At 66.9% G+C, this 26,804-nt stretch carries 17 protein-coding genes; 8 read left to right on the top strand and 9 right to left on the bottom strand.

The genetic code is table 11. The features are described from left to right. A partial coding sequence (locus tag ACK4HJ_RS15435) for a PAS domain-containing protein (protein ID WP_409833202.1) occupies positions 1 to 1,354 on the bottom strand: 1,354 nt, incomplete at its 3' end. Between the two features lie 207 nt (positions 1,355 to 1,561). Here ACK4HJ_RS15435 and mutS point away from each other — a divergent pair. Beyond that, positions 1,562 to 4,186 carry a DNA mismatch repair protein MutS gene (gene mutS, locus ACK4HJ_RS15430; protein ID WP_409833200.1) on the top strand — a complete coding sequence of 875 codons (2,625 nt, stop codon included), beginning with the start codon at positions 1,562 to 1,564 and terminating at the stop codon, positions 4,184 to 4,186. 9 nt (positions 4,187 to 4,195) lie between these two features. On the opposite strand, the gene ACK4HJ_RS15425 is transcribed toward mutS, so the two are convergent. Then, positions 4,196 to 4,633, bottom strand: coding sequence for a hypothetical protein (locus tag ACK4HJ_RS15425; RefSeq protein ID WP_409833198.1), 438 nt, complete (start codon positions 4,631 to 4,633; stop codon positions 4,196 to 4,198). Positions 4,634 to 4,644: 11 nt separating this feature from the next. Continuing rightward, entirely contained in the window at positions 4,645 to 5,871 is a 1,227-nt protein-coding gene (locus tag ACK4HJ_RS15420; RefSeq protein WP_409833196.1) for an alpha/beta hydrolase family protein, read from the bottom strand. Positions 5,872 to 6,168: 297 nt separating this feature from the next. Here ACK4HJ_RS15420 and ACK4HJ_RS15415 point away from each other — a divergent pair, with 297 nt between their 5' ends. The 7 genes from ACK4HJ_RS15415 to ACK4HJ_RS15385 all read left to right on the top strand — a co-directional run bounded on the left by ACK4HJ_RS15415 (position 6,169) and on the right by ACK4HJ_RS15385 (position 15,714). Continuing rightward, positions 6,169 to 6,996: a peptidase gene (locus ACK4HJ_RS15415; protein ID WP_409833195.1), complete on the top strand. Its 828-nt coding sequence runs from the start codon at positions 6,169 to 6,171 to the stop codon at positions 6,994 to 6,996. Between the two features lie 89 nt (positions 6,997 to 7,085). After that, the gene (locus ACK4HJ_RS15410) at positions 7,086 to 7,958 is read left to right on the top strand and encodes an alpha/beta hydrolase (RefSeq protein WP_409833193.1); all 873 of its coding nucleotides are present in this window, start codon (positions 7,086 to 7,088) and stop codon (positions 7,956 to 7,958) included. Between the two features lie 128 nt (positions 7,959 to 8,086). Continuing rightward, entirely contained in the window at positions 8,087 to 8,911 is an 825-nt protein-coding gene (locus ACK4HJ_RS15405; RefSeq protein WP_409833191.1) for a carotenoid biosynthesis protein, read from the top strand. Further along, entirely contained in the window at positions 8,908 to 10,446 is a 1,539-nt protein-coding gene (locus tag ACK4HJ_RS15400) for an oxygenase MpaB family protein (protein WP_409833189.1), read from the top strand. Before ACK4HJ_RS15405 ends, ACK4HJ_RS15400 begins: the two co-directional genes overlap by 4 nt. Positions 10,447 to 10,469: 23 nt before the next feature. Continuing rightward, positions 10,470 to 12,257, top strand: a complete 1,788-nt coding sequence (locus ACK4HJ_RS15395) for a diguanylate cyclase domain-containing protein (protein ID WP_409833187.1) — start codon at positions 10,470 to 10,472, stop codon at positions 12,255 to 12,257. Positions 12,258 to 12,354: 97 nt separating this feature from the next. Next, positions 12,355 to 14,118 carry a diguanylate cyclase domain-containing protein gene (locus ACK4HJ_RS15390; protein WP_409833186.1) on the top strand — a complete coding sequence of 588 codons (1,764 nt, stop codon included), beginning with the start codon at positions 12,355 to 12,357 and terminating at the stop codon, positions 14,116 to 14,118. Between the two features lie 111 nt (positions 14,119 to 14,229). Continuing rightward, positions 14,230 to 15,714, top strand: coding sequence for an FAD-binding oxidoreductase (locus ACK4HJ_RS15385; protein ID WP_409833184.1), 1,485 nt, complete (start codon positions 14,230 to 14,232; stop codon positions 15,712 to 15,714). Positions 15,715 to 15,756: 42 nt separating this feature from the next. On the opposite strand, the gene ACK4HJ_RS15380 is transcribed toward ACK4HJ_RS15385, so the two are convergent. The 6 genes from ACK4HJ_RS15380 to ACK4HJ_RS15355 all read right to left on the bottom strand — a co-directional run bounded on the left by ACK4HJ_RS15380 (position 15,757) and on the right by ACK4HJ_RS15355 (position 26,798). Further along, positions 15,757 to 17,091, bottom strand: coding sequence for a diguanylate cyclase domain-containing protein (locus ACK4HJ_RS15380; RefSeq protein WP_409833182.1), 1,335 nt, complete (start codon positions 17,089 to 17,091; stop codon positions 15,757 to 15,759). Between the two features lie 139 nt (positions 17,092 to 17,230). Continuing rightward, positions 17,231 to 17,734, bottom strand: coding sequence for a MipA/OmpV family protein (locus ACK4HJ_RS15375; RefSeq protein ID WP_409833180.1), 504 nt, complete (start codon positions 17,732 to 17,734; stop codon positions 17,231 to 17,233). A gap of 383 nt (positions 17,735 to 18,117) precedes the next feature. Then, on the bottom strand, positions 18,118 to 18,942 hold the full coding sequence (locus ACK4HJ_RS15370) for an undecaprenyl-diphosphate phosphatase (protein ID WP_409833178.1): 825 nt from the start codon (positions 18,940 to 18,942) through the stop codon (positions 18,118 to 18,120). A 107-nt stretch (positions 18,943 to 19,049) separates the two neighbouring features. After that, positions 19,050 to 20,414 (bottom strand): efflux transporter outer membrane subunit, encoded by a 1,365-nt coding sequence (locus ACK4HJ_RS15365; protein ID WP_409833206.1) that lies wholly within the window; start codon positions 20,412 to 20,414, stop codon positions 19,050 to 19,052. A gap of 100 nt (positions 20,415 to 20,514) precedes the next feature. After that, positions 20,515 to 23,697, bottom strand: coding sequence for an efflux RND transporter permease subunit (locus ACK4HJ_RS15360; RefSeq protein ID WP_409833176.1), 3,183 nt, complete (start codon positions 23,695 to 23,697; stop codon positions 20,515 to 20,517). Next, the gene (locus ACK4HJ_RS15355; protein WP_409833174.1) at positions 23,694 to 26,798 is read right to left on the bottom strand and encodes an efflux RND transporter permease subunit; all 3,105 of its coding nucleotides are present in this window, start codon (positions 26,796 to 26,798) and stop codon (positions 23,694 to 23,696) included. Before ACK4HJ_RS15355 ends, ACK4HJ_RS15360 begins: the two co-directional genes overlap by 4 nt. Between the last annotated feature and the right edge of the window lie 6 nt (positions 26,799 to 26,804).

Genomic DNA, 26,804 nt, shown 5'->3' with positions numbered 1-26,804 from the left:
GCAGCGCGCCCTGGGCGCGGGTGCGCTGGCAAGCTGCGATAGAGCGTTGCAGGCGGTCCAGCAGCAGGCGGCGGTTGGGCAGACCGGTCAGGGCGTCGTAGAACGCCAGGCGTTCGATTTCCTGTTCCGCGCGTTTGCGGTCGGTGATGTCCATGGTGAAGCCATGGGACACCACCGAACCATCGGCCTCGCGGTGCGGGATCGCATTGGTCATGTGCCAGCGGATGCTGCCGTCGGGCATGCGCACACGGTACTCGCATTGCCAGGGCACCAGCTTGCGCACCGAGGTGATGGCCGAGCGCTGGACCTGAGGCAGGTCCTCGGGCACCACCCGGTGCATGAGCACGCCATGGTCGGCCGTGACTTCGTGCGGCTCTACACCCATGAACTCGCGCACGGCGTCGCTGATGTACTGCACGCTGGTGCCGCCATCGGCATGCAGGCGGTATTCGTAGATGAAGCCAGGTATGCGGCTGGCGATGCGCTGAATGAACAGCAGCTGCTCGCGCAGTTGTTCTGCCGCGCGGTGCTCGTCCGTCACGTCCTGCACCACACCCATGACCACTTGAACTCCGTCGCGCGGCAGCGTGCGCTGCACGCGCGAGCGCATCCAGCGCACCTCGCCGTCGGGGCGCCGCCAGCGGTACTCCACGTCCAGGCCCCGGCCACGGTCGCGCACGCGCTTGAAGACGTGGCGGTCCTCCGGAAGGATGCCGCTCAAAGCACGCTCGGGATCGACCCATTCCTGCTGCTCAAAGCCAGCGATGTTGCACAGGCCCGGAGACCACAACAGCACGGTTTCGCCGGGGTCCTCAATACGGCGCCAGTGCCCGGCCCGCGCCAGACTTTCCATGGTGTTGAAAACGTCCGTCTGCTCGCGCAGTTCGCGGCGGGCTTCTTCCAGCGCGCGCTCTGACGTATTCAGGGCAGTACGCAAGGTTTCCGCCTCGGTCACGTCGCGCACCGTCACTACGATGCAGTCGGTGGTGACACGTCGGGCCGACAGGTCCCAGGCCACCAGCAGGCGGCCCGGCTCACGCACGACCTGGCGGCACTCCAGCGGCACGCCCACCTGCACCACACCGTGCAGTTGCTCCACAAACGGCGTGTTGGCCAGCAGGTCGAACACATCGCTGGCATCGGCCCCAGGGTTGCGCACCGCGCCCAAGCCGGGCATGCGCCGTGCAGCTGCGTTGGCCGCCAGCAATTGCAACCGCCCCTGCTGCAGCCGGAACTCCATCAATGCCACCGGGACGGCATCGACCAACGCTTGCAGGCGTGCCTGTGCCATGGGCTCAATGAGTCCCTCGCCCGCCGGGGCGAGAAGGTCGGCCAACAGTTCGGATGAAATCACAGCTGCTCTGAAACCTTTGAATCCGGGGGTTGGGAAAGACGCCTTCGCAAAGGGCGGCGCCTGCGGTCAACGCCAATGCGCCAGCATACAGGTAAGAGTATGTCAAAACGTAACAATTCGGAAAAACCTGCGTAACGGTTCCAAGGGGAAACCCGGTGACCGAACTGCTACAGTCCTCGGCTCGTTGTGAGAAGCCCCCTCCCCTGCATGTCCGACACGTTTGAGCACCACACGCCGATGATGGCCCAGTACCTCGCGCTCAAGGCGGGGTACCCCGAGACGCTCCTGTTCTACCGCATGGGCGACTTCTACGAGGTCTTCTGGCAAGACGCCGAAAAGGCCGCACGCCTGCTCGACATCACGCTCACGCAGCGCGGCCAGTCGGGCGGCCAGCCGGTGGTGATGGCGGGCGTGCCCTTCCATGCGCTGGAGAACTACCTGGCGCGCCTGATCAAGATGGGCGAGTCGGTGGCCATTGCCGAGCAGGTGGGCGAGGTGGGCGCGGCGAAGGGCCCGGTGGAGCGCAAGGTGGTGCGCGTGGTCACGCCCGGCACGCTGACCGATACCGAGCTGCTGTCCGACAAGTCCGAATCGCTGCTCATGGCCGTGCACCAGGCGCCCCGCGTGCGCTGTGGTCTGGCGTGGCTGAGCGTGACGCAGGGTCGCGTATTCCTGGCCGAATGTGCACACGACGAACTCGGCGCGTGGCTGGCACGCGTGGCGCCCAGCGAGCTGATCTACAGCGCAGGCGTGACCGAACGCTTCGAGCAGCAATTGCAGGTGCTGCGCCAAGGCGGCGCCTTCACCTGCCCCATGAGCCCCCGGCCCGACTGGCAGTTCGATAGCGCCCTGGGCGAGCGCAAGCTGCTCGAAAACCTGGGCGCCGCCAGCCTGCAGGCCTGGGGCGCGCAGGACCTTGGCGAGGCCCACGCCGCCGCCGCCGGCTTGCTGGCCTATGCCGAACACACGCAGGGCCGCACGCTCACCCACGTGCACAGCGTGCAGGTGCAGCGCAATGACGACCTCATCGACCTGCCCGCCACCACGCGGCGCAACCTGGAGCTGGTCAAGACCCTGCGCGGCGACGACGCGCCCACGCTGTTCTCACTGCTCGACACCTGCATGACCGGCATGGGCAGCCGCCTGCTCAAGACCTGGCTGCTGGAGCCCCGCCGCGACCGCACCGAGGCGCGCCAGCGCTTGGCAGCCACCACCGCCCTGCGGGGCAGCGGCGGCGCGGGCGGCGGCAGCGGCCCCTGGGCCACGCTGCGCGGCGAACTCAAGGGCGTGAGCGATGTGGAACGCATCACCGCGCGCATCGCGCTGCGGCAAGTGCGCCCGCGCGAACTGGTGGCGCTGTGCAAGACGCTACAAAAATCAGAGCTGCTAGCGCTTTCTGCACAAGCGCCAGAGCCGTTTTTGGCTCAAATTTTTGACAACCTTCACCCGCCCGAGGGCTGCACCGCCCTGCTGTGCGCCGCCATTGCCGAAGAGCCCGCGGCCCTGGTGCGCGACGGCGGTGTGATCGCCAACGGCTTTGATACCGAACTGGACGAGCTGCGTGCCATCCAGACCAACTGCGACGACTTTCTGCTGGAACTGGAAACGCGCGAGAAGGCCCGCACCGGCATCGCCAACCTGCGCGTGCAGTTCAACAAGGTGCACGGCTTCTACATCGAAGTGACCAGCAGCAACCTCGACCGCGTGCCTGACGACTACCGCCGCCGCCAGACGCTGAAGAACGCCGAGCGCTTCATCACGCCAGAATTGAAGGCGTTCGAGGACAAGGCCCTGTCGGCCAGCGAACGCGCGCTGGCGCGCGAGAAATGGCTGTACGAACAGATCCTGGACCAGCTCCAGCCCCATGTGCCGGCGCTCACCCGTCTGGCGCAGGCGCTCGCCACGCTGGATGTGCTGTGCACGCTGGCCGAGCGCTCGCTCACGCTGAACTGGTGCGCCCCCCAGTTCGTGCCCGAGCCGTGCATCGAGATCGAAGGCGGCCGCCACCCCGTGGTCGAAGCCCGCCTGGCTGAGACATCCAGCGGCAGCTTTATCGCCAACCACACGCGGCTGAACGCCAACACGCGCATGCAGGTCATCACCGGCCCCAACATGGGCGGCAAATCGACCTACATGCGCCAGGTGGCGCTGATCGTGCTGCTGGCCAGCATGGGCAGCCATGTGCCCGCCGCGAGTTGCCGGCTGGGGCCCATCGACGCCATCCACACCCGCATCGGCGCGGCGGACGACTTGGCCAACGCGCAGTCCACCTTCATGCTGGAGATGACCGAGGCCGCACAGATCCTGCACGCCGCCACGCCGCACAGCCTGGTGCTGATGGACGAGATCGGCCGGGGCACCAGCACGTTCGACGGCCTGGCGCTGGCCAGCGGGATTGCCACGCACCTGCACGACAAGACCCGCGCCTTCACGCTGTTTGCCACGCACTATTTCGAGCTGACCGAGCTGCCCCTCAAGGCGCGCCACGCGATCAACATGCATGTGAGCGCCACCGAGAGCGGTGCGGACATCGTCTTTTTGCACGAGATCCAGCCCGGCCCCGCCAGCCGCAGCTACGGCATTCAGGTGGCCAAGCTGGCGGGCATGCCCTCGCCCGTGCTGCACCACGCGCGCCATGCGCTGGCCGCGCTGGAAGAACGCGCCGGCGAGGACGACCTGCAGGTGGACCTGTTCGCCACCCCGCCTGCGCCGGAGGGCGTGGGGGCCGGCCCTGTGGAAGCGGCGCTGGCCACAATCAACCCCGACCAGCTCAGCCCGCGCGAGGCGCTGGATGCGCTGTACCAGCTCAAGAAGATGGTGGGGACGACGTAAGCCTGTCGGTCAGGGGCGCTGGAACCACGCCTCCAGCGCCTTGCCGTCAAAGTCCGTGCAGCTGACCCGGTAATCGAAGTCGCCCCCGGTGCGCAAATAGCAGATGAACGTGCCGGCCTCGGGCCTGGGCGTCTGGTACTGCACCCTGAGCACCATGAACCTGTCGGGGCTGCACAGTTCGATCCAGCCTTCTCCGCGCACTTGCCGCCCGCCCACTGTGCGGCGCAGGATGTACGAGTCCTTTCCCAGCGCGACCGACAGACGCCCCGCGTAGGGTTTGCCGGTGCGGGCCGCTTTGCCCACCACCTCGTACTTGCCGTCCAGGCCCACGGGCAGCTCCGGGTCGAAGGCCTGCCGCTCACAATAGGACTGCGCATGCGCAGCCGACGCGGCCACCGCCAGTGCCAACACGGACAGCAATCGGTGGGTGAAAGGCAGAAGCGTCATGGCCCGCGCCCTCACAAATCCTGCGCCACGGGCGCAAGCTGCCCCAGCATGTAGGTGATGAACGGCGGCACGCACTGCAGATGCCCTGCAGGCTGCGCGCGGCAGTCCGTCAGGCTGACCAGATCGCCCGCGCCCCGATTTTGCATGGCGCGCACGGTGCTGACCGCGCTGGCGTAGGGCACGGTGCGGTCGTTGCGGCCGTGGTACAGGCGCACGGGCACCTGGGGCTTCCAGTCGTACACATTGCTGTTGTCGGCCAGGTAGCGCGTGTCGTCCGCCAGAAAGCGGTCGATGAAGCGGGTGTCGTAGACCACGTCCGCATCGCCGGGGATCAGCGCGCGCAGCAGCAGACGGCGCACTTCGCGCTGAACGCTGCCGCCCAGGTAGCGCAGAAAGCCGGGATTGAGCAGCGCGCCGAGCGCGGGCTGCTCCTGACGCACCAAATCCACCAGGCCGTCCATGGTGGCCTGCACGTTGTACGGGCCTGCGCCGGGAACCACCATGCGCAGCTGCTGCAGATGGGGCGACCCGCCCTCCTGCAATGCGCGGTGGGCCGCCATGGTGACGTAGCCACCTTCGGAATAGCCGGTCAGAAAGAGCTGGCCGTTGTCGGCCACCTGGGCCTGCCCGCGCCAAGTGCGCGCAGCCGTCAGAAAGTCCACCGTTGCAGCGGCTGCCGGGCGCGCCAGCAGATAGGGATGGGGCGTGCCCCGGGATGCGCCAAAGCCCACGTAGTCGGGCGCAAGGACGATATAGCCCAGCGACGCCAGCACCACCGCCACTTCGGACGCCACTGCGTTGTTGCTGGGCGCTTCGGCGTCGCGAAAGATGGTGCCGTGCTGGTAGCTGAGCACCGGGCTTCTTGCGCCTGCGGGCTTTTGGGGCACGCTGACCAGACCGGAGGCGCGCACTTCCTTGCCGTCCGCGTCGGACGTGAGGTACTCGATGCGGTAGGCCACCACGCTGTAGCGCGGCACCACGCCCTCGGCCAGAGACTCCTTGGCCGCCAGTGCGGCTGCGATGTCCTGCACTGGAATGTTGCGCAGCAGGGCTGCAGACTCCAGCTGGCCGGCACGCTGGGGCGCGGGCGGCGGCTCGGCGGGCTGCCCGCCGCCCGGCGCGGGGTCACTGCCGCCGCCGCAGGCCACCAGCGTGGCAGTCCACAGGCTGACGAGCATGGCGCGCCACGCCAGCGTGCGGGTGCGGCCCGCGTCCGGTGAAATTCCTGCTGTCAGCACGCCACATTCCCTTGTAGATACAAAGCGGCGAATGATAGGTCTGTATGCCGGCACGCCCAGGGCCAGAGCAAAAAGCCCTTGGACCCGGCACCGGGCAGAGACCCGGAAAATCCGAAAGAGGAACCAGAAAATGATAAAAATCAGGCTCTAGCGCTTATCCAACAAGCGCTGAAAGCTATCATTTTTTGATATTACACCCTGCGCGCCGCGCCAGCAGCAGGCCGCGCCTGCCGGGGCCCGTGGCCACGCACGGCACTAAACTCGCGGGTTCCCTTGTTTCAGTGACCCCACTTTTCCATGACGTATTGCGTCGCCATCAAACTCAATGCCGGGCTGGTTTTTCTGTCCGACTCCCGCACCAACGCCGGCCTGGACCAGATCAGCTCTTTCCGCAAGATGATGGTCTATGAGAAGACGGGCGACCGCTTCATGGTGCTGCTGTCGGCCGGTAACCTGTCCATCTCGCAGTCTGTGCGCGAGATCCTGCAGACCGAGCAGATCAAAGACGGCGAGAGCGGCGAAGTCATCACGATCTGGAATGCCAAGAGCATGTTCGACGCAGCCCGCGTGCTGGGCGCGGCGGTGCGCCATGTGCACGAGCGCGACGGCGCGGCGCTCAAGCGGTCGGGCGTGGACTTCAATGTATCCATGGTGTTCGGCGGGCAAATCAAGGGCGAGGGCATGCGCCTGTTCCAGGTCTACTCGGCCGGCAACTTCATCGAGGCCACCACCGAAACGCCGTACTTCCAGGTGGGCGAATCCAAATACGGCAAGCCCGTGCTGGACCGCGTGCTCACCCCCGAGACTCCACTGGACGAGGCCGCCAAGTGCGCGCTGGTGTCCATGGACAGCACCCTTAAATCCAACCTGTCGGTGGGCCTGCCGCTGGACCTGGTGGTGTACGAGGCCGACCGTTTTGCCACCGACAAGATCGTCTGCATCGACGAGCACAACCCCTACTTCCGCATGCTGCACGACAACTGGGGCCTGAAGCTGCGCCAGGTGTTCGACAGCATCGAAGACCCGGCGTGGGCCGGCGGCTCCACCGACGTGCCCATCATGGTGAACCCCGCGCGCAGCAAGCCGCTCAAGAAAATCACCAACCAGACGGACCGGCTCATCTGACCGACTGACCGGCTGACCAACCAGCCCGCGCGCGGGGTGCACCGCCCGGCGGTCGCAGCCTGTGCCCCCGACACGCCCCAGCGCCCGCCATGCTTCCCATCGTTTTCTCGCACGCCAACAGCTTTCCTGCGGGCACCTACCGCGTTCTTTTCAGGCACCTCAAGGCCCGCGGGTTTGCCGTGCATGCGGTGGAGCGTTACGGCCACGATCCCCGGTACCCTGTCACCAATAACTGGCCGCATCTGGTGCAGCAACTGGCGGACTTTGCCACCGAGAAGGTGGAGCGCCTGGGCGAGCCGGCGTTCCTGGTCGGCCACTCGCTGGGCGGCTTCCTGAGCGTGATGGCCGCGGCCCGCCACCCGCACCTGGTGCGCGGCGTGCTGCTGATCGACTCCCCCCTCATTGGCGGCTGGAAGGCCAACGTGGTGGGCGTGGCCAAGCGGGCCCAGGTGGTGGGCTCCATCTCCCCGGGTCGCGTCAGCCGCCAGCGCCGCTTCAGCTGGGCCAACAACGACGAAGCGCTGGATCACTTCCGCAAGAAAAGGGCTTTTGCGCGGTGGGACCCGGAGGTGTTGCAGGACTACATCACCCACGGACTGCAGGACCACGAGGGCAAACGCGTGCTGGGATTCGATCGCGCAGTGGAAACCGCCATCTACAACACCCTGCCGCACAACCTGGGCCGGCTGCTGAGCACGCACCCGCTGCAGTGTCCCGCGGCCTTCATTGGCGGGCGGGATTCGGACGAGATGAAGCAGGTGGGCATGGCTATGACACTGCGTATCACCGAGGGCCGCACCATGATGCTGGACGGCAGCCACCTGTTTCCCATGGAGCAGCCGCAGGCCACCGCCGCCGCCATTGAAGCGGCGCTGCTGAATCTGGCGACCATCCACCCACCCGCGGCTGAGGCGCCGCACCCTGCGGGAGGCCTATCCACGCAAGCTACCAAACGCCACTAACACGCAACAACCGACGGTGATCACCGGAAAAGTGCGGTCAATTCGCGTGTGGAGATGCGCAAACAGTGTTCGCCGCGCGCGATGCAATCCCCTACACTGGGGGATTGTTACAGCGTGATACACCCACCATGTCCACTCCGTCCCGTTGGGCCTCGCGCCTGCCCGAGCTGAGCTATGTGTTGCTGGCCGTTTACCTGATCCTCACCGCGTTTCGCACGCACAACGACACCACCATGGCTTTGGTGGTGGCTTCTGTCGTGATGTTTGCCTGCTGCTGGGCCAGCGCCACCCACCTGCTGGGTGTGCGGCCCGCGCTGCAGTTTGTGGTGATTGCGGTGTGTTTTGGCTGGTTCGCCGAACAGATGGGCTCGTCCCACGGTTGGTTTTTCGGGGAGTACACGTACACCGACGTGCTGGGTGCACGACTGGGCGATGTGCCCATGGTCATCCCGCTCATGTGGTTCTCGCTGACCTATTCGTGCTACGTTATTGCCAACCTCATCGTCTGGCAGAGCCCCGTGGACGGCACCGCTGGCCTGGGCCATGCCGCCGTGCTGTCATTTCTGGCAGCGATGATCGTCACGGCGTTCGACCTGGGCGCCGACCCCTACCTGGTCTACACCCTCAAGGCCTGGATCATGACCAAACCGGATGGCGCCTGGTTCGGGGAAACGGTGCAGGGCTTTTTTGGCTGGATGTTCGTGTCGTTCGTCATCATCATGGGCTTTCGCCTGTCAGTGCGCAAACTCGCCCTGCAGCCCTCCAGCCCGTTCTTGCGCCGGCACGCGCTGGTGCCACTGGCGCTATATGGCAGCAACATGATTTTTCAGATGTTGCTGGGCAACCCCGTGGAAATCCGCTCGATCGCACCCTTCGCCATGGGCATTCCGCTGCTGTGCGCGCTGGCGGGCTACCAGCGCTGGACCTCGTCACCCACGCAGGCCCGCGCATGACCCCGAACCATCGCACATCTCCCACCGCCGTTTCGGGGGCTGCCCCCTCCGACCGCGAACTGGCCGCCATGCAATTGCATGCAGACCCGTTGGCCGACCGCACGATCAACACGCTGCTAGCCACCGACGATGAGCCGCAATGGGACGCACTGGACACCGTCAGCGTGCTCTTTACGCAGTGGACGGACAACGCCACCCTGGCCCAGTGGAAGGCCGTGCCCGGCCCGGTGCAGGCCGAAATTGGCGGCAAGACCGTGGATGGCGTGGTGACAACGGCCATGGCCGACGCGCTCAACATCTACGTGCAGCAGACCCAGGTGCTACCGCCCTGGGCAGACGCGCGCAAGATCGAAAGGGCCGAGAAGATCTTCATGGAGCATGGCGCGCTCTCGTGCATCCTGCTGTTCTGCGCCAGCCTGCCCGAGTGTTATGTCGTGCCGGATCTCTCCAGCGTGCTGCACACCTCGGGCCAACTGGAGCAGAACGCCGAATACCGCATCCGCTCCACCGCCGCGATGATCTTCCCGGTGATGATGCACGGCGGCCTCACGCAGCGCGGCGCGGGCGTGGCGCAGGTGCTCAAGGTGCGACTCATCCACGCCACCATCCGCCATCTGATCCTGCGCGGCGACCCTGAAGACACCGTCGGGCAATTGCAGGCAGGCGGCGACGGCCACGTGCCGCCCCACGCCACGGCCATGAGCAGCGGGCGCCAGGCCCTGTACAAGGCGTTGTACGCCCGCGGCTGGAACGTCAAGGACAAAGGCCTGCCCTGCAACCAGGAAGAGCTGGCCTACACGCTGCTGACCTTTGGCTACGTGTTCCTGCGCAGCATGCGCCGCCTGGGCATTGCGCTGCCGCGTGCGGACGAAGAGGCGTATCTGCACGCCTGGAACGTGGTGGGCCACATCCTGGGCATCGAGAAGTCGCTGATGGTGGACACCATGGCCGACGGAGAACGCCTGATGGCACGGATGCAGGCGCGCGGACGCGCGGAGCCTGTCACGCCAGACCCACGCCCCGCCCTGGGGCGGGCCCTCATGCAGACCATGGAAAACAGCCTGCCGTGGGCGGTGGTCAAGCCCTTCCCGGAGCTCATGACGCGCTACCTGTGCGGGCGCGCCACGGCAAACGATCTGGGTCTGACCCGGCCCGTGCCTTGGCTTTCGGCGCTGCTTTTCTGGGGCGTGCTGCTGCTGGCCCGCGCCGTGGATGCCATGGTGCGCCTGCTGCTTCCGCGTTTTTCCATCGTGCGTGCGCTCACGCGGGTGCTGGGCTACCACTTCATGAGCCGGGTGCTGATGAGCCAGACCCGCCCACTGCAACTGCCCACCGAACTGCTCAACCAGGTAGACGAGGTGGTGCACGGCTGGAGCGACGACCCCCACGCCCCTCGCTGGCTCAACCGACTGGAAGACCGCCTGACCACCCATGGCAGCTGGAGCAGGGACTTGGCGGGCCACGCGCAGGCGGCGCAAGCACGGGCGGCACATGCCCAAGCGCCGCACGCCAGCCAGCCAAGCCCATCGCCCTGAGCGAGCGCGGTCTCTTTCGTCCCATGCATTTGCTGGCACGCACCCTGCTCTTCCTGCACTGCGGCCTGCGCCTGCGCGCGCGCATGGGTGAGGCTGCCGCCGTGCTGTGCCTGGTGATTCTGCTGGGGCTGTCAGGGGGCGCGCGGGCGGCGGAGCCCCTGGCGCTGACGCCGGATAGGCCCCAGATCAATGCATGGGAGGCGATCACGCTCAAAGCAGATCCCACTTACCAGCTCTCGGTCGAAGACATGCTGAACCGGCTGGACGAGTTTGAGGCGCCTCCCCACCGTGGCGGATCGCTGGGTGTGCACAAGACGGCGATGTGGCTGCACATCCCGCTCATCGCGCGCGATAAGTTGCGCACGCCGTGGATGGTGGACCTGGGCTACAGCTCGCTGCAGGCCGACATTTACCTGGCGAGTGGCGGACGGGTGCTGCACCAGGTGCGCGCCGGCCAGCCCGAACAGCGGCAGATCGCAAGCCGCACCCCCGCGCTGGCGTTTGACCTGCAACCCGGGCAGCCATACGACCTGTTGATCAGGGTGCAGGCCAGCGGGCCGCTGATCCTGCCTGTCACACTGGGTGAAATGCCCGCGCAGATGCACGCAGCCCTGCAGGAGCAAATGCTGCAGGGCCTGCTCAACGGCCTGGCCTTCTTCCTGCTCATGTACAGCCTGATCCAGTGGGCCACGCAGCGGGACCGCTTGTTCGCCTTCTATGCGCTGGTGGTGCTGGGCAGCGCCGGATTTTCAATGCAGTTCTTCGGCATTGGCGACCAGTTCCTGTGGCCTGGCAATCTGTGGATGTCCCGGTACGCAGGCCTGATCGCGGGGCTGATGGCGCTGGCGGGCTCGTTCCTCTTTCTGGGCGCTGCACTGTCGAACGACCCGCGCAGCCGGTATGCGCGCACCATGCGTGCGGGCGCCGCCATCACGGCCGCCGTGATAGCGGGTGTGATGCTCGGCTGGGTGAACGTGCCCGCCGCCATCGCCTTTATGAGCCTGGCGGGGCCGCTGCCCTCGCTTCTCAGCGTACCCGCCGCCCTGCGGCGCGTGCGGCAGAAAGACCCCATCGGCACCACCCTGCTGGCGGCCTGGGCCGCGTATGGCATTGCCGCCGCCGTCATGGTGTGTCTGGTACAAGGATGGGTGCCCGCCAACTTCTGGACGGTGCACTCGTTCCAGTTTGGCGCCACGGTGGACATGCTGCTATTCCTGCGGGTGATGGGGCTGCGCGCCAACGCACAGCGCGCGCTGGCCCAGGAGGCGCTGCGCGAACGCGACCTCATGCATTCGCTGGCCCACAGCGATCCGCTGACGGGGCTTAGCAACCGCCGCGGCTTGCAGAACGCGCTGCAGCAGGCGTTGGAATCGTGTGCGCCCCACAACCTGGTCGCGGTCTACCTCATGGACCTCGATGGCTTCAAACCCATCAACGATGTGCATGGGCACGACGTCGGCGACGACCTGCTGGTGGCCGTGGCGCACCGGCTGCAGGCTAATGTGCGCCACCAGACCGACGTAGTGGCACGGCTCGGCGGCGACGAGTTCATCATCATGGCCCGCCACCTGCCCACGGCCCAGGACGCCGAAGAGCTGGGCCGCGCCCTGCTGAGGGCGTTTGAAGCGCCCTTCATCCTCAGCCACCTGCGGCTGCGCGTTGGGCTGACGATCGGCTACGCGCTGGCCCCCACGGACGGCCGCGAGCCCCAGGACTTGATCCGCCTGGCCGACGCCGCGATGTATGCGGGCAAGCAGGAAGGCAAGCACTGCATTCGCCGCAACAGCAGCCCCTGGGCCCTGGCCTCCTGAAAGCGTTGCATCCATGAGGCCTTCCTTCCCGGTCCCCACAGCGCCGCGCCGCCTATACTGGCCTGCAACACCCACCTGCCTTCCCTGCTGTTCCTCCATGCCGACCCGGCTCTGGCTGCGCTCCCTGACCTGGCTCACACTGTTGTGGGCGTTGCTGGCCTGCCCCGTGGCCCAGGCGCAGGCGGCACCGCTGGTGCTGAACGATGAACGAGGCACGATTGACGCCTGGCCTGCGGCCACCCTGCTGGTAGACCCCAGCCTGGCACTGACGGTGGAAGACGTGATGGCACGGCGCCACCAGTTTGCCCTGCCGCCCAGCGTGGGAGCGACGCTGGGAATGCGGTCCGACGCGGTTTGGCTGCGCATTCCGTTTGCGGTTCCGGCCGCTTCGGAGAGCCAGTGGATCCTGGAGCTCAACCATGCCGACCTGAACCACATCGACGTGTACCTCACGACCGGCGGCAGCGTGGCCCAGCGCGCCACGCTGGGAAGCCTGGAGCCGTATGCACAGCGACCGCTGCAAAGCCGCTCGCACGCAGTGCCGCTGCAACTGCTGCCCGGCCTGGAGTACGAACTGCTTGTCCGCATCCAGACCCGCGGCGCGATGATCCTGCCGATCGCCTTCCACACGCCCGCAGCCATGCTGAGCAAGGCCGTGAACGAGCAGATGCTTCAGGGCGTGCTCACCGGCCTCGCCCTGTGCCTGCTGGTGTACAGCGTGGCGCAGTGGCTCAGCCTGCGCGAGCCGCTGTTTATCCAGTATGCGCTGCTCACGTCGGGCAGCCTGTTGTTCTCGCTGCATTTGTTTGGGGTGGGCCGGCAGTACCTGTGGAGCGACAACCTTTGGTACGAGACGCATGTGGCGGGGCTGGCGGCGCTGCTGGCCACCTGCGGGTCTTTCCTGTTCATCAGCCAGGCATTGGCGGGCGACCGGCCCGGCAGCCGGTTCCTGAAGATCATGCGCGGCGGCGCCGTGCTGTGCGCGGTGCTGGCATTGGCCTACGCGGTGGACGCCATCTCCACGCGCGCCGTCACGGCCATCGTGAGCGTCCTGGGCCTGGTGCCCGCGCTGATGGGCATCCCGGGCGCTGCGCGCCGGGCCGTGCGGGGCGACGGTGTGGGCACGAGTCTGCTGCTGGCCTGGCTGATCTACTTCATTGCCACCGCCACGGTCATAGGGGTCATCAACGGCTGGGTGCCGGTCAACTTCTGGACGCTGCATTCCTTCCAGTTTGGCGCCACGCTGGACATGCTTCTCTTCATGCGCGTGCTGGGCCTGCGCACGAAGGCGCTGCGCCGCGAGGCGCTCGACGCGAACCGCGAACGCGATGTGATGCATTCACTGGCCCATACCGACCCGCTCACCGGCCTGCCCAACCGGCGCGGGCTCAGTATTGCGCTGTCGTCCGCGCTCTCTCGCTGTGGCCCCGACAAGCTGCTGGCGGTCTATGTGATGGACCTCGACGGCTTCAAGCCGGTAAACGACCAGCATGGCCACGACGTGGGTGACGAGCTGCTGATCGCGGTGACACGGCGTCTGCAAGGCCACGTGCGGCAAAGCGACGTGGTGGCGCGCCTGGGGGGCGACGAGTTTGTGGTGATGACCGGCCACCTGAGCAGCGTGCAGCAAGCGCAGGAGCTGGGCAACAAGCTGCTGGACGCGTTCCGCTCGCCGTTCTCGCTGGGCAACAACGTGCAGGTCGAGGTGGGGCTAACCATTGGCTACGCCATTGCGCCCCATGACAGCAATGACGCTGTGGGTCTGCTCAAGCTCGCGGACGCCGCCATGTACAGCGGCAAGCAGGGCGGCAAATTCTGCGTGCGGCGCAATACGGGCGACCTGGCACTCTCGTCGGCCTGAGAGCCCGAGCCCCGCCCTCGCCGCACCCGCACCGGGTGATTGCGAACTGGTCAAAAACGAACGCTTGGGTTACACACGGGGCTTCGCGTTTTTCACGAAGGATCGTTATCCATGGCCCATCGCAAAAGCCCTGCCCGCATTGCCAAGGACGCGCGTGTCGCGCACTTCCGGTCGCTGGCCGCTCAAAAGTCGACCCCTGCCGCCGCACACCATGCGATGCCCTGGGAAGCTGTGGCCCAGCTCGAAAGCCGGCTGGTGGGCCGCATCGTGCTGCCCTGCAGCCCGGACTACGACAAGGCGCGGCAGGAGTCCAACCCCGCCTTCCAGTCCTACCCCCAGCTCATCGTGTACTGCGCGTGCGAGAACGATGTGCTGGAATGCCTGGCGGCAGCGCGAACCTTTGGCTTGTGGGTCGCTGTGCGCTCCGGCGGACATAGCACTGCGGGGTACTCGGTCAACAACGGCATGGTGGTGGACCTGAGCGACATCCAGGGCGTGGTGCTGGACCCCGCCACGCAGCGGGTGCACGTGCGGCCCGGCACCGACTTCGACCACTTCAACGGCGCCATGAACGGCACCGGTTGGCATGTGCCCACCGGTGCCTGCGGCAATGTGCGCGTGGGCGGCTTTGTGCAGGGCGGCGGGTATGGCTACACATCGCGCGCCTTCGGCATCCAGAGCGATCTGGTGGACTCGTTCCGCGTGGCGCTGGCCGACGGCCGCATCGTGACGGCCAGCGCGCAGGAGCATGCCGACCTGTTCTGGGCCATGCGCGGCGGCACGGGCGGTAATTTTGGCGTGCTGCTACAGGTCACCTATCGCATGCTGCCGCTGGACCAAGTCTGGGCCTGGTCCATCAGCTGGGACGAGGCCCATGCCGCCCAGGTGCTTACGCTGATGCAGAAAGACTTCATGAAGACGGGCGCCCCAGACGCGCTGGGCTACATGATGAACCTGGGGTTTCAGAGCGGCGTGCCGGTGTACATGGTGCAGGGCATGTTCTGCGGCACGCGCGACGCAGGGCTGCAGGCGATTGCCCCGCTGCTCGCAATTCCCAGCGCGCAACTGCTGGTGGACAAGACCGGCACCTACCCCGAGATGAACGTGTGGCTGGAAGACCACCCCTACACGCTGCCCGACAACCTGCCAGACGGCGTGGCGGAAACCAAGGCCAGCGGCTACATCAGCGCGCCGCTGTCCCCCGCGGACTGGCAGCGCATCATCAGCTTCTTCAAGACCTCGCCCAACACTTACTCGCTGGCCTACCTGGAGCCGTATGGCGGCGCCATCAACCGCTACCCCATGGAGGACAGCGCCTTCATACACCGCAACGTGGATGCCGACCTGGTGGTGGATGTGTTCTGGACCAACGCGGAGGAGCGCACGCAGATGGAGGCCTGGCTTGCGCAGTTCATGTCGCAGTTTGGCGGCTTCATGAACGGCCACGTCTACCAGAACTACCCGGACGCCAGCCTGCAGGACTTTGCCCAGGCCTACTGGGGCCCAGCTTATCCACGCCTGCAACAGGTCAAGGCGCAGTACGACCCCACGAACTTCTTCCACTTCCAGCAGAGCATCTCGCTGCCGGGGGCGTAGCCCGCGGGGGCCTTCGCCGCACCGGGGCGGGGCGGTATGGCATCAGCCGCAGGCAACCTGCGCGTAATGCAATCGCCCTTTGCCCGCGCGCTTGGCCGCATACATGGCCTGGTCGGCACGGCTCATGAGGTCGTCGATGTCGATCTGCAGCGGCGGGTTCAGCGCGATGCCGATGCTGGCACCGATGTGCAGGTCGCGGCCCTCCACCGTCATGGGCTGGTGCAGGGCATCGATGATGCGCTGGGCGATGGTGTCCGTCACGTCGCGAGTGACCTCGCGGTCCAGCATGACCAGAAATTCATCGCCGCCCAGCCGCGCCAGCGTGTCGCCTGCACGCACCGTGCTGGCAATGCGCTGCGCCACGATGCGCAGCACTTCGTCGCCGGCCCGGTGGCCTTCGGTGTCGTTGACGCTCTTGAAGCCGTCCAGGTCAATGAACAGCAGCGCCACGGCGCCCGCGCTGTGCTGCGCCTGGTGCAGCGATTTTTCCAGCCGGCTTTGAAACGCTGCGCGGTTGAGCAGGCCCGTGAGGGAGTCATGGTTGGCCAGGTAGTGCTGCTGGCGCGCGATCTGGATCTTGGCGGAGACGTCCTGCACCAGCGCCATGATGGAAGTCACCTGGCCCTCGGCGTTGGTCAGCGCCGAGTTGAACCACTCGCAGTGCACTTCGGTGCCATCCGCGCGTACAAAACAGGTCTCGGCCCGGTTCTGCGCCTCCTCGCCGGACTGCAGCCGCTTCAACGCCAGTGGCAGGCTGTCATCGTCCGGCTCCAGCGCCAGCAGTTCCGTCAGCAGGCGCCCCTCCAATCCGGCGACATGGAGCCAGCCCATCAGCTGCACAGCCCGCTGCGAGCAATGCAGCAGTTGCAGCTTGTGGTCCATCTCCACCACGGCCAGCGGGCTGTTTTCCATGTGCGAAGACAAGCGCTGGTTGGCTGCGCGCAGCGCGTTCATGGTGACCTGCAATTCGTGCACGTCCAGGGCGGTGGTGATGAATCCGTCAATTTCGCCGCGCGCGTTGTGCCAGGGGGTCAGGCAGATGGTGCGCCACTCGTCCGTACCGTAAGGCGTGCGCAGCATGCGCTGGTACTGCACCCGCTCGCCGTTCAGCACGCGTTGCACAAAAGGCGTGAACCGCTCCACCTCCTGCGCGCCGTATACCTCGACCAGGGTCTTGCCGACCAGTTGCTCGGGCACCGTGCCAAACCACCGCGCATATTCCTCGTTCACGTAGATCATGACCAGATCGCGGTCCAGCACGGCCATGGTGGCACCGGCGCTGCGGGAGATCAGGTCCAGCAGCTCCTCCTTGGACCAGGCGGCCTTGCGTGGCGCGGGCGGGGTGGAAGGCGACAACTCCGGCTCGTCTGGCGTCATGCGGCGAATGCCCCTCGGGGGCGTTGGTCATCAACTGGAAGGCGGCCAGTGGCTGGGTTGAAGTGCCTGCTTAACGCTGCGGCCGCCCTGCGAAAGGTAACAGTGTGTCAGGGCAGCTTATCACCATCGGACCGCGCGGTCAGCGGCAGCAGCGGTAGGCCAAGCCCGCAGAGACGGAATACCCCGTGGGCTCCGCCACCAGCGGACTGCGGCGGGCATCGCCCGGCAGCCGCGAAACACGGGCCGCGCCAAACACCACCCAATGGCGGTTGATGGCGGTCATCACCTCCACCCCGGCATCGACGCTGTAGATGCCCGCGCCCGGGCTGACCGTGGGCAGAGGACTGCTGCTGTTGGCGGGCACCCCGAAGTGGCCCCGCAGGTACGTCTTGTCGCCAAAGCTGGCCCCGGCGCCCAGTGTCACGCGGGTCTGTTCGGTTACCGGCCAGGTGTAGCCGAGGCTGGTGGACACCTGAGCGCCACCATCGCGCCCCAGGATGTCCTGGGAGATGCCGGCGCCCACCGACCAGCGGTCGGTCAGCGCATACCCCGCGCTGACCCGCGCACGCAGCGTGGACCGCACCGATGGCAGCCCCACCAGGATGGGTGCGTCCGAGCCATCGCGGCCGTTGTCGATGCGCAAGGAAGCGCTCAGCTGAAAGCGGTCGCTCTCTGCCAGCGTGGCGCTGGCGCCAGATTCGCGCGGGCGCAGGCCGTGCCCCCATGAAAGCGCTTCCGCGCAACGTGCTCAGCCGGAACCGGCCGTACTCCACCGCCAAGGCCGGGCGCAGGCTGGTCTTGCGGCCGGCGCCGCCCGCGTAGTCCGGGCTGGTACTGACGATGGCGCCCAGCGCGTAATTCAGCGTGCGCGCGCCCTTTGTCTCTTCGTCCAGCGCGGAAGCGCCTGCCTCGGCGGCCAGCACAGCAGGCACGGTACACAGGCATACCAGGGCGACGACGCCCGCCCGGGTGCAAGGCGGCGAGGGGGATAAGAGACGGCGGCGGAAACGGTTCATGGGCGGATTATCAATCCGCCCACTGCACCCATCCCGTCCAGGCGGTCACCAGCACGATGACGCCAAAAACAATGCGGTAGTACGCAAACGGCACAAAGCTGTGCGTGCTGATGTAGCGCAGCAGCCAGCGCACGCAAAGCCATGCGCTGATGAAAGAAAACACCAGCCCCACCGCAAACATCGGCACGTCGGCCATCGACAGCAAGGCGCGCTCCTTGTAGAGGCTGTAGGCGCCGGCACCGATCAGCGTGGGCATGGCCAGGAAGAACGAGTAGTCGGTCGCAGCCTTGCGAGACAGGCCCAGCAGCATGCCGCCGATGATGGTGGCGCCGCTGCGGCTGGTGCCGGGCACCATGGCCAGGCACTGCACCAGGCCCACCTTCAGCGCATCCAGCGGCGTCATGTCGTCCACCGAATGGATGCGCGTGGCTGCGGGCGAGCGGCGCTCGGCCCACAGGATGATGAAGCCGCCGATGATGAAGGTGGTAGCCACCACCACGGGCGTGAACAGATGCGCCTTGATCGCCTTGCCAAAGAGCAGCCCGAGGATCACCGCAGGGAAGAAGCCGATGAGTACATTGAGCGCAAACCGCTGGGCCTGACGCTCGGTGGGCAAGGCCACCAGGGTGGCGCGGATCTTCTGCCAGTACACCAGGATCACCGCGAAGATGGCGCCGGTCTGGATGGCGATGTCGAACACCTTGGCCTTGGCGTCGTCAAAACCCAGCAAGGCGCCCGCCAGGATGAGGTGGCCGGTGGATGAAATGGGCAGGAACTCGGTCAGGCCCTCGACCACGCCCATGATGGCGGCCTTGACCAGCAGTAGAACGTCCACGCGGACTCCCTTGAGAAGAATTTGAATGAAATCGGCACCTAGCGCTCGTCCTACCAGCGCTAGCAGCTATCAAAACAGGAGTATAGGCTCTGCTACGCCACGGGCGTTCAGGCAGGGGCCTGCCACGGCGCCTGCCAACCGCCGCCCAGCGCCTGCACCAGCGTCACCGCCGCCAGCTGGCGGTTGACCTGCAACTGCAGCAGCGCGCGCTGCGCGGACAGCGCCGAGACCTGGGCCGTCACCACTTCGGTGTAGCCCACCTGCCCTTCGCGGTAGCGGTTGAGCAGCTGCTCGGCCGTGCGCTGCGCCGCAGCCACGGCCTCGCGACGCAGAGGCTCCTGCTCCTGCAGCGTGCGCAGCACGGTGAGCTGGTCTTCCACCGACTGGAAAGCCGTGAGCACGGTCTGGCGGTAAGCCGCCACACGGCCGTCGCGCGCGGCCTGGGCTTCGTCCACCCGCGCGGCCGTGGCTCCGGCATCAAAGATTGTCTGCGCCACCGACAACCCCAGCGACCACACCAGCGTCGACGCCTTGAACAAATCGGCCACGCTGCTGCCCCCCGTGCCGGCCGATGCGCCCAAGCTCAGGCTTGGAAAGTACGCGGCACGCTGGATGCCGATTTGCGCGTTGGCGGCCGCCACCGCGCGCTCGGCCGCGGCGATGTCGGGGCGCCGCTGCAGCAGCGTGGACGGCACGCCCAGCGGCACGGCAGGCACGGTGGGCACCCACGCTGCGCGCGGCAGCGCAAAGTCGGCCGGCGCCTGCCCGGTCAGCACGGCAAGGGCATGCTCGAAGCGCGCGCGGTTCTGCCGCACCGTGGCCAGGTCGGCCCGCGCGTTGGCCAGCTGGGTTTGCGCCTGCAGCACGTCGGTCTGCGCCACCACGCCCGCCGCGTAGCGGTTGCGCGCAATCTGCAGGCTGCGCTCGTAGCCCTCCACGGTGGCTTGCAGCAGATCGATTTCTGCGTCCGCCTCGCGCAGCTGGAAGTAGGCCGACGCCAGTGTGCCTACGGCCGACAGCCGGGCCGAGGCCAGGTCGGCCTCGCTGGCCTGCGCGTTGGCCTGCGCGCTGTTCACGCCGCTTTGCAGGCGGTCCCACAAGTCGGGCGCCCAGTCCACGCCCAGCGACGCCTGCGTGGACAGGCCCGAGCGCGCAGCCCCCTCGCCACCGGTGCGCGTGGCGCCGCCCGACAGACTCACCGACGGCAGCAGGCCCGCGCGCTGCTGGCGCACCACGGCCTGCGCCTGCGCGTAGGCCGCCACAGCGGCGGCGATGTTCTGGTTGGACAGCTGCACCTGCTCGGCCAGGCGGTTGAGTTCCGGGTCGCCAAACAACTCCCACCACGGGCCGCGGTCCAGCGCGTCGGCAGGCGCTGCGGGTGCCCAGGTGGCGCCCGCCTCCTTGAAGGCCACAGGCACGGGCATGTCGGGTGGCTGGTACGCAGGTTGGGTCGCACAGCCGGCCAGGACCATCGCAGCGAGCGCGGCGCAAGCTAGTTGCACCGGGGCCGCTCTGCTGGCGGAGTCCGGACGACGATCAGTTTTTTTCAATTCAACGGTCATGGTGCGCGGTTCAGGTCGCAGGGCCGGGAGCGCCGGCGCGGCTCAGGTGTTGTTCATTCGGCGCGGGCTTGCGCAGCTTGTCCAGCAGCACATACACCACGGGGGTGGTCAGCAGGGTCAGGAGCTGGCTCGCGACCAGGCCGCCGATGATGGCCACGCCCAGGGGCTGGCGCAGCTCGAACCCTTGGCCGAAACCGATGGCCAGCGGCAGCGCGCCCAACGCGGCGGCCATGGTGGTCATGAGGATGGGGCGGAACCGCAGCATGCAGGCCTCGCGCACCGCCTCCAGTGCAGTCAGGCCCCGGGCACGCTCGGCCTCCAGCGCAAAGTCGATGATCATGATCGCGTTCTTCTTCACGATGCCGATGAGCAGGAACACGCCGATGAGCGCAATGATGGTGAACTGCATGCCAAACAGCAGCAGGGCCAGAACGGCACCCACGCCAGCCGATGGCAGCGTGGTCAGCACGGTGATGGGATGGATGAGGCTTTCATACAGCACGCCCAGCACGATGTAGATCACCACGATGGCGGCAAAGATGAGGAAAGCCTGCTGGCCCTGCGACTGCTGCGCGCTCAACGCCGTGCCCTGGAAGCTGCCCCGCACATTGGTGGGCATGGCGATGTCGGCCTCCGCCTGCGCAATCACCTGCTGCGCCTGATCGAGAGAGGTGCCTGGGTCGATGTTGAAAGAGATCGTGGTGGCCAGCTCGCCGTCCTGGTGGCTGATGGACGTGGGCGACGCCCGTTCCACCACCCGCGCCACGGCGCTGAGCGGCACCATGGTGGCCGGGGTTGTGCTGATCACGTTGCCGGTGGACGCGCCGCGTTGACCAGGGTTGGCCGTGGTGCCTGTCTCACCCGACAGGTTGGAGGCCACATAGATGTCATTCAGCGCAGGGGGCCCGCGGGTGTATTCCGGCGCCCACTCCATGATCACGGCGTACTGGTTCAGTTCGCCGTAGATGGTGGCCACGGACCGCTGGCCGAAGGCGTTGTACAACGCGTTGTCGATGGCTGCTGCGCTCACCCCCAGGCGCGACGCACTCTCGCGGTCCACCTCGACGTACGTCTCCACGCCGTTCTCCGCCTGGTCGGTGTCCACGTCCTTGAGCAGGGTCTCGTCCCGCAGCCTGTCCGCCAGACGGGTCGCCCACAGCTTCAGGTCGGCCATGTTGTCGCTTTTGAGCGTGTACTGGTAGGTGGAGTTGCTGGACCGCCCGCCCATGCGCAGGTCCTGCACCGGGTTCAAGAACACGCGCAGGCCCGCAATCTGGTTGAGCTGCGGGCGCAGCCGCGCGATCACGGCGGGCGTGGAGTCGGTGCGCTCCTTGAGGGGCTTGAGGTTCACGAACATGAAGCCTCCGCCCGCCCGGCTGCCGCCGGAAAAGCCCACCACCGTGTCCACGGCGGGATCCTTGCGGATGATGTCCACCGCTTCGCGCAACTTGCGCGCCAGCGCATCGGAGGAAATGCTTTGGTCCGCACGCAGACCGGCGTTGAGCTGACCGTTGTCCTGCTCCGGAAAGTACCCCTTGGGAATCTTGGCGAACAGATACACATTGAGGCCGATCACCGCCAGCAAAATGAGCATCACCAGGCCCTTGCTGGCCAGTGCCCAGTCCAGGCTGCGGCCGTAGCCGCGCAACACGGCGTCATAGCCGCGCTCGGCCCAGCGCGCCAGGCGCGAAGGGGGTTTGTCGTTGGCAGGGTCGTGCGCGCGCAGCATCCAGGCGCACATCATGGGCGTGGTGGTGAGCGAGATCACCAGCGAGATCATCACCGCCACCGACAGCGTGACCGCGAACTCGCGGAACAGCCGGCCCACCTGCCCGTCCATGAACAACAACGGGATGAACACCGCCACGAGCGACAGGCTGATGGACAGCACCGTGAAGCCCACCTCGCGCGCGCCCTGCAGCGCGGCCTGCACACGGCCCATGCCCGCCTCGATGTGGCGCATGGTGTTCTCCAGCACCACGATGGCGTCGTCCACCACAAAGCCGGTGGCCACCGTCAGCGCCATGAGGCTCAGGTTGTTCAGGCTGAATCCCAGGAAATACATCACCCCGAAGGTGCCCAGCAGCGACACCACCGTGGCCACCGCAGGGATCACGGTGGCGCGCGCCTTGCGCAGAAACACCCCCACCACCAGCACCACCAACGCGATGGAAACCATGAGCGTGAGCTCGATCTCGTGCAGCGAGGATCGGATGGAATTGGTGCTGTCGGACGCCACCGCCACCTGGATGTCCTGCGGCAGCTGCGCCTGCAACTCCGGCAGCAGCGCCCGCACGGCGTCCACGGTCTCGATGATGTTGGCGCCGGGCTGGCGCGTCACCAGCACCACGATGGCGGGCTCTCCGTTGAACAGGCCCAAGGTGCGGCGGTTCTCCACGCCGTCCACCACGCGGGCCACGTCGCCTAGCCGAACGGCCGCGCCGTTGCGCCATGCGATCACCAGCGACTGGTATTCAGCCGCCTTGCGGGCAGGCGATGGCGTGTAGATCTGCAGGCGGCGGCCATCGCCTTCGATGGCGCCCTTGGGACGGTTGGCGTTGGACGCCTGGATGGCGGCGCGCACGTCCTCCGTGCTGATGCCGTATCGGTTGAGTGCAAACGGCAGCAGCTCTACCCGCACGGCGGGCAGCGAGCCGCCGCCGATCTCCACCTCGCCCACGCCCTCCACCTGCGACAGGCGCTGGCTCACGACGTTGGACACCGCGTCGTAGATCTCGCCGGGCGTGCGCGTTTTGGAGGTGAGCGCCAGGATGATGACCGGCGACGCCGCCGAGTTGCGCTTGCGGTAGGTGGGGTTGCTGCGCAAGGTGGCGGGCAGGTCGGCCCGCGCCGCGTTGATGGCGGCCTGCACCTCACGCGCCGCCGAGTCGATGTTGCGGTTGAGGTCAAACTGCAGGCTGACCCGCGCCGAGCCGTTGGAGCTGGTGGAGGTCATCTCGTTGACCCCGGCGATCACGCCCAGCCGCCGCTCCAGCGGCGTCGCCACGCTGGTCGCCATGGTTTCCGGGCTGGCTCCCGGCAGGCTGGCCGACACCGAAATGGCCGGGTAGTCCACCTGCGGCAGCGGCGCCACCGGCAACACAAAAAAAGCGGCGATGCCGGCCAGCGCCATGCCGATGGTCAAGAGGGCCGTGGCCACCGGCCGCTCGACGAAGGGGCGCGACAGGTTCACTGCGCCTCCCCGGGCTGCAGCGGCGCAGCGGCGGTGCCCCGGCCCGTCACGCGGCGGCCCAGGCGATCAAACGCCAGATAGATCACGGGCGTGGTGAACAGCGTGAGCAACTGGCTCAGAATCAGCCCGCCGAAAATCGCCAAGCCGAGCGGCCGCCGCAGCTCGGCCCCATCGCCCCACCCCAGCATGAGCGGCAGCGCTGCAAACAGCGCCGCCAGCGTGGTCATGAGGATGGGCCGAAAGCGCAGCAGCGCCGCCTGGTGGATGGCCTGCTGCGGACCCATGCCCTGGTTGCGCTCCGCGTCGATGGCGAAGTCGATCATCATGATCGCGTTCTTCTTGACGATGCCGATGAGCAGGATGATGCCGATGATGCCGATCACCCCCAGGTCGTTGCCCGTGAGCATGAGCGCCAGCAGTGCACCCACGCCGGCCGACGGCAGAGTGGAGAGGATGGTCACCGGGTGGATGTAGCTCTCGTACAGCACGCCCAGCACGATGTACACGCACACCATCGCCGCCAGGATGAGCCACAGCTGGCTGGACAGCGACTTCTCGTAGGCCCCGGCCGCCCCGATGAACTCCATGGACAGGCCCGGCGGCATGCCGATCTCCCGGGCGGCCGCACGGATGGCCTCCACCGCGCTGCCCAGAGAGACGCCCGCAGCCTTGTCGAACCCTACCGTGGCCGCAGGGTACTGCGCTACGCGCGTCACCTGCAGGGGGGCCAGCTGTTCACGGATGGTGGCCACGGCCGCCAGCGGGGTGGGTGCGCCGGAACCCGTGCGCAGCTGCAGGGTGCCCAGGGCCTCGGGCGTGTTCAGGTTTTCCTGCTGCGCTTCCAGGATCACGCGGTACTGGTTGGTCTCGGTGAAGATGGTAGACACGATGCGCTGGCCGAAGGCGCTGTACAGCGTGTCGTCCACGCTGCTGGCCGTGACCGACAGACGCGAGGCGGTGTTGCGGTCGATGTCCACAAACGCGGACAAACCCTGCGCGCCAGCATCGGTGGTGGCGTTGCGCACCTGGGGCACGGTTTGCAACCGCTCCACCAGCTTGTGCGCCCAGGCATTCACCTGGGAAGATTCGACACCGCCCAGCGACAGCCTGAATTCGGTCGGGCCAGTCTCCGCATCAATGGTCAGGTCTTGCGTGGGCTGCAGGTACAGCGTGACACCCGCCACCGCCTGCACCCGCTCGCGCAGCCGGTCGATGATGGCCTGCTGGGCGTCGCGCTGCGGCTTGAGGTTGATCAGCATGCGCCCGGCATTGAGCATGGTGTTGTTGGCCGCGTCCACACCCACAAAAGAGCTGAGCGACTCCACATCCGGGTCCTGCAGGATGGCCCGCGCCGCCGCCTGCTGCAGCTCGCTCATGCGCGCGTACGACACATCCTGCGAGGCTTCGATGCGCGCCTGCAGCTGGCCCGTGTCCTGCGTGGGGAACAAGCCCTTGGGGATCACCAAATACAGCAATGCCGTCAGCACCAGAGTGAGCACCGCCACCACCAATGTGGCACCCTGGTGGCGCAGCACCCAGTGCAGCCAGCGGTCGTAGCCGGCAATCACGCGGTCAAAGCCCCGATTGATGCGCCCGGCCAGTCCGCCGGGACCGCCCTCGGGCTCGGCCCGCAGCCAGCGGGCCGCCATCATGGGCACCAGGGTGAGCGATACCACGCCCGAGATCAGGATGGTGATGGCCAGGGTGACCGCAAACTCTCGGAACAACCGCCCCACCACATCGCTCATGAACAAGAGCGGTATCAGCACCGCAATCAGCGACACCGTGAGCGAGATGATGGTGAAGCCGATCTGCGTGGCTCCCTTGAGCGCGGCCTGGAAAGGCGGCTCGCCCTTTTCGAGGTAACGCGCGATGTTTTCGATCATCACAATGGCGTCGTCCACCACAAAGCCGGTGGCGATGGTCAGCGCCATCAGGCTCAGGTTGTTGAGGCTGTAGCCCAGCAGGTACATCACGCCGCAGGTGCCGATAAGCGAAATGGGCACCGCCAGACTGGCGATGATGGTGGCGCGCAGGCTGTGCAGAAAGAAGAAGATCACCAGCACCACCATCAGCACGGCCAGCGCAAGCTCCATCTCGACGTGGTGTACCGATGCCCGGATGCCCTTGGTTCGGTCTGACAGCACCTCAACCTTGAGCGATGCGGGCAGACCGGCCTGCAACTCGGGCAGCTGCTTCTTGATGTTGTCCACTGTGGCGATCACGTTGGCGCCTGGCTGGCGTTGCACGTTAAGGATGATCGATGGAGTCTCGTTCGCCCACGCCCCCAGCCGGTTGTTCTCGGCGCTTTCCACCACGCGAGCCACGTCCAGCATGCGCACGGGCGCGCCATTGCGCCAGGACACGATGAGGTTCTTGTAGTCGTCCACCGTCAGCAACTGGTCGTTGGCATTGATGGTGTAAGAGCGCTGGGGCCCGTCAAAACTGCCCTTGGCGCTGTTGGCGTTGGCCGACGTGATGGCCGTGCGCAAGGTGTCGAGGCCAATGCCATACGAGGCCAGTGCCTTGGTGTCCGCCTGGATGCGCATGGCCGGGCGCTGCCCGCCCGCCAGCGACACCAGGCCCACACCGCCGACCTGGCTGATCTTCTGTGCCAGGCGCGTGTTGACCAGGTTCTGCACCTCGGTCAGCGGCAGGGTGTCTGAGCTGATGGCCAGCGTCAGCACCGGCGCGTCGGCTGGGTTGACCTTGGCGTACACGGGCGGCGCGGGCAGGTCGGCCGGCAGCAGCGAGTTGCCCGCATTGATGGCGGCCTGCACCTCCTGCTCGGCCACATCCAGCGCCAGCCCCAGGCCAAACTGCAGGGTGATGATGGACACCCCCGATGCACTGGTGGACGCCATGCGCTCCAGGCCCGACATCTGGCCAAACTGGCGCTCCAGCGGGGCACTCACGGTGCGGCTCATCACCTCCGGGCTGGCACCGGGGTACAGGGTCTGCACCTGGATGGTGGGGTAGTCCACCTCCGGCAAGGCCGACAGCGGCAGGAACCTGAAACCCACCACCCCTGCCAGCACGATGGCCACCATCAGCAGCGCGGTGGCCACCGGCCTTTCAATGAACGGACGCGAAGGGCTCATGCTGTC

The organism is Acidovorax sp., from assembly GCF_046294525.1.
Classification (GTDB): Bacteria; Pseudomonadota; Gammaproteobacteria; order Burkholderiales; family Burkholderiaceae_C; genus Acidovorax.
Note: the sequence above shows the minus strand (reverse complement) of the source record. Positions and strands in the feature narration are given on the sequence as shown.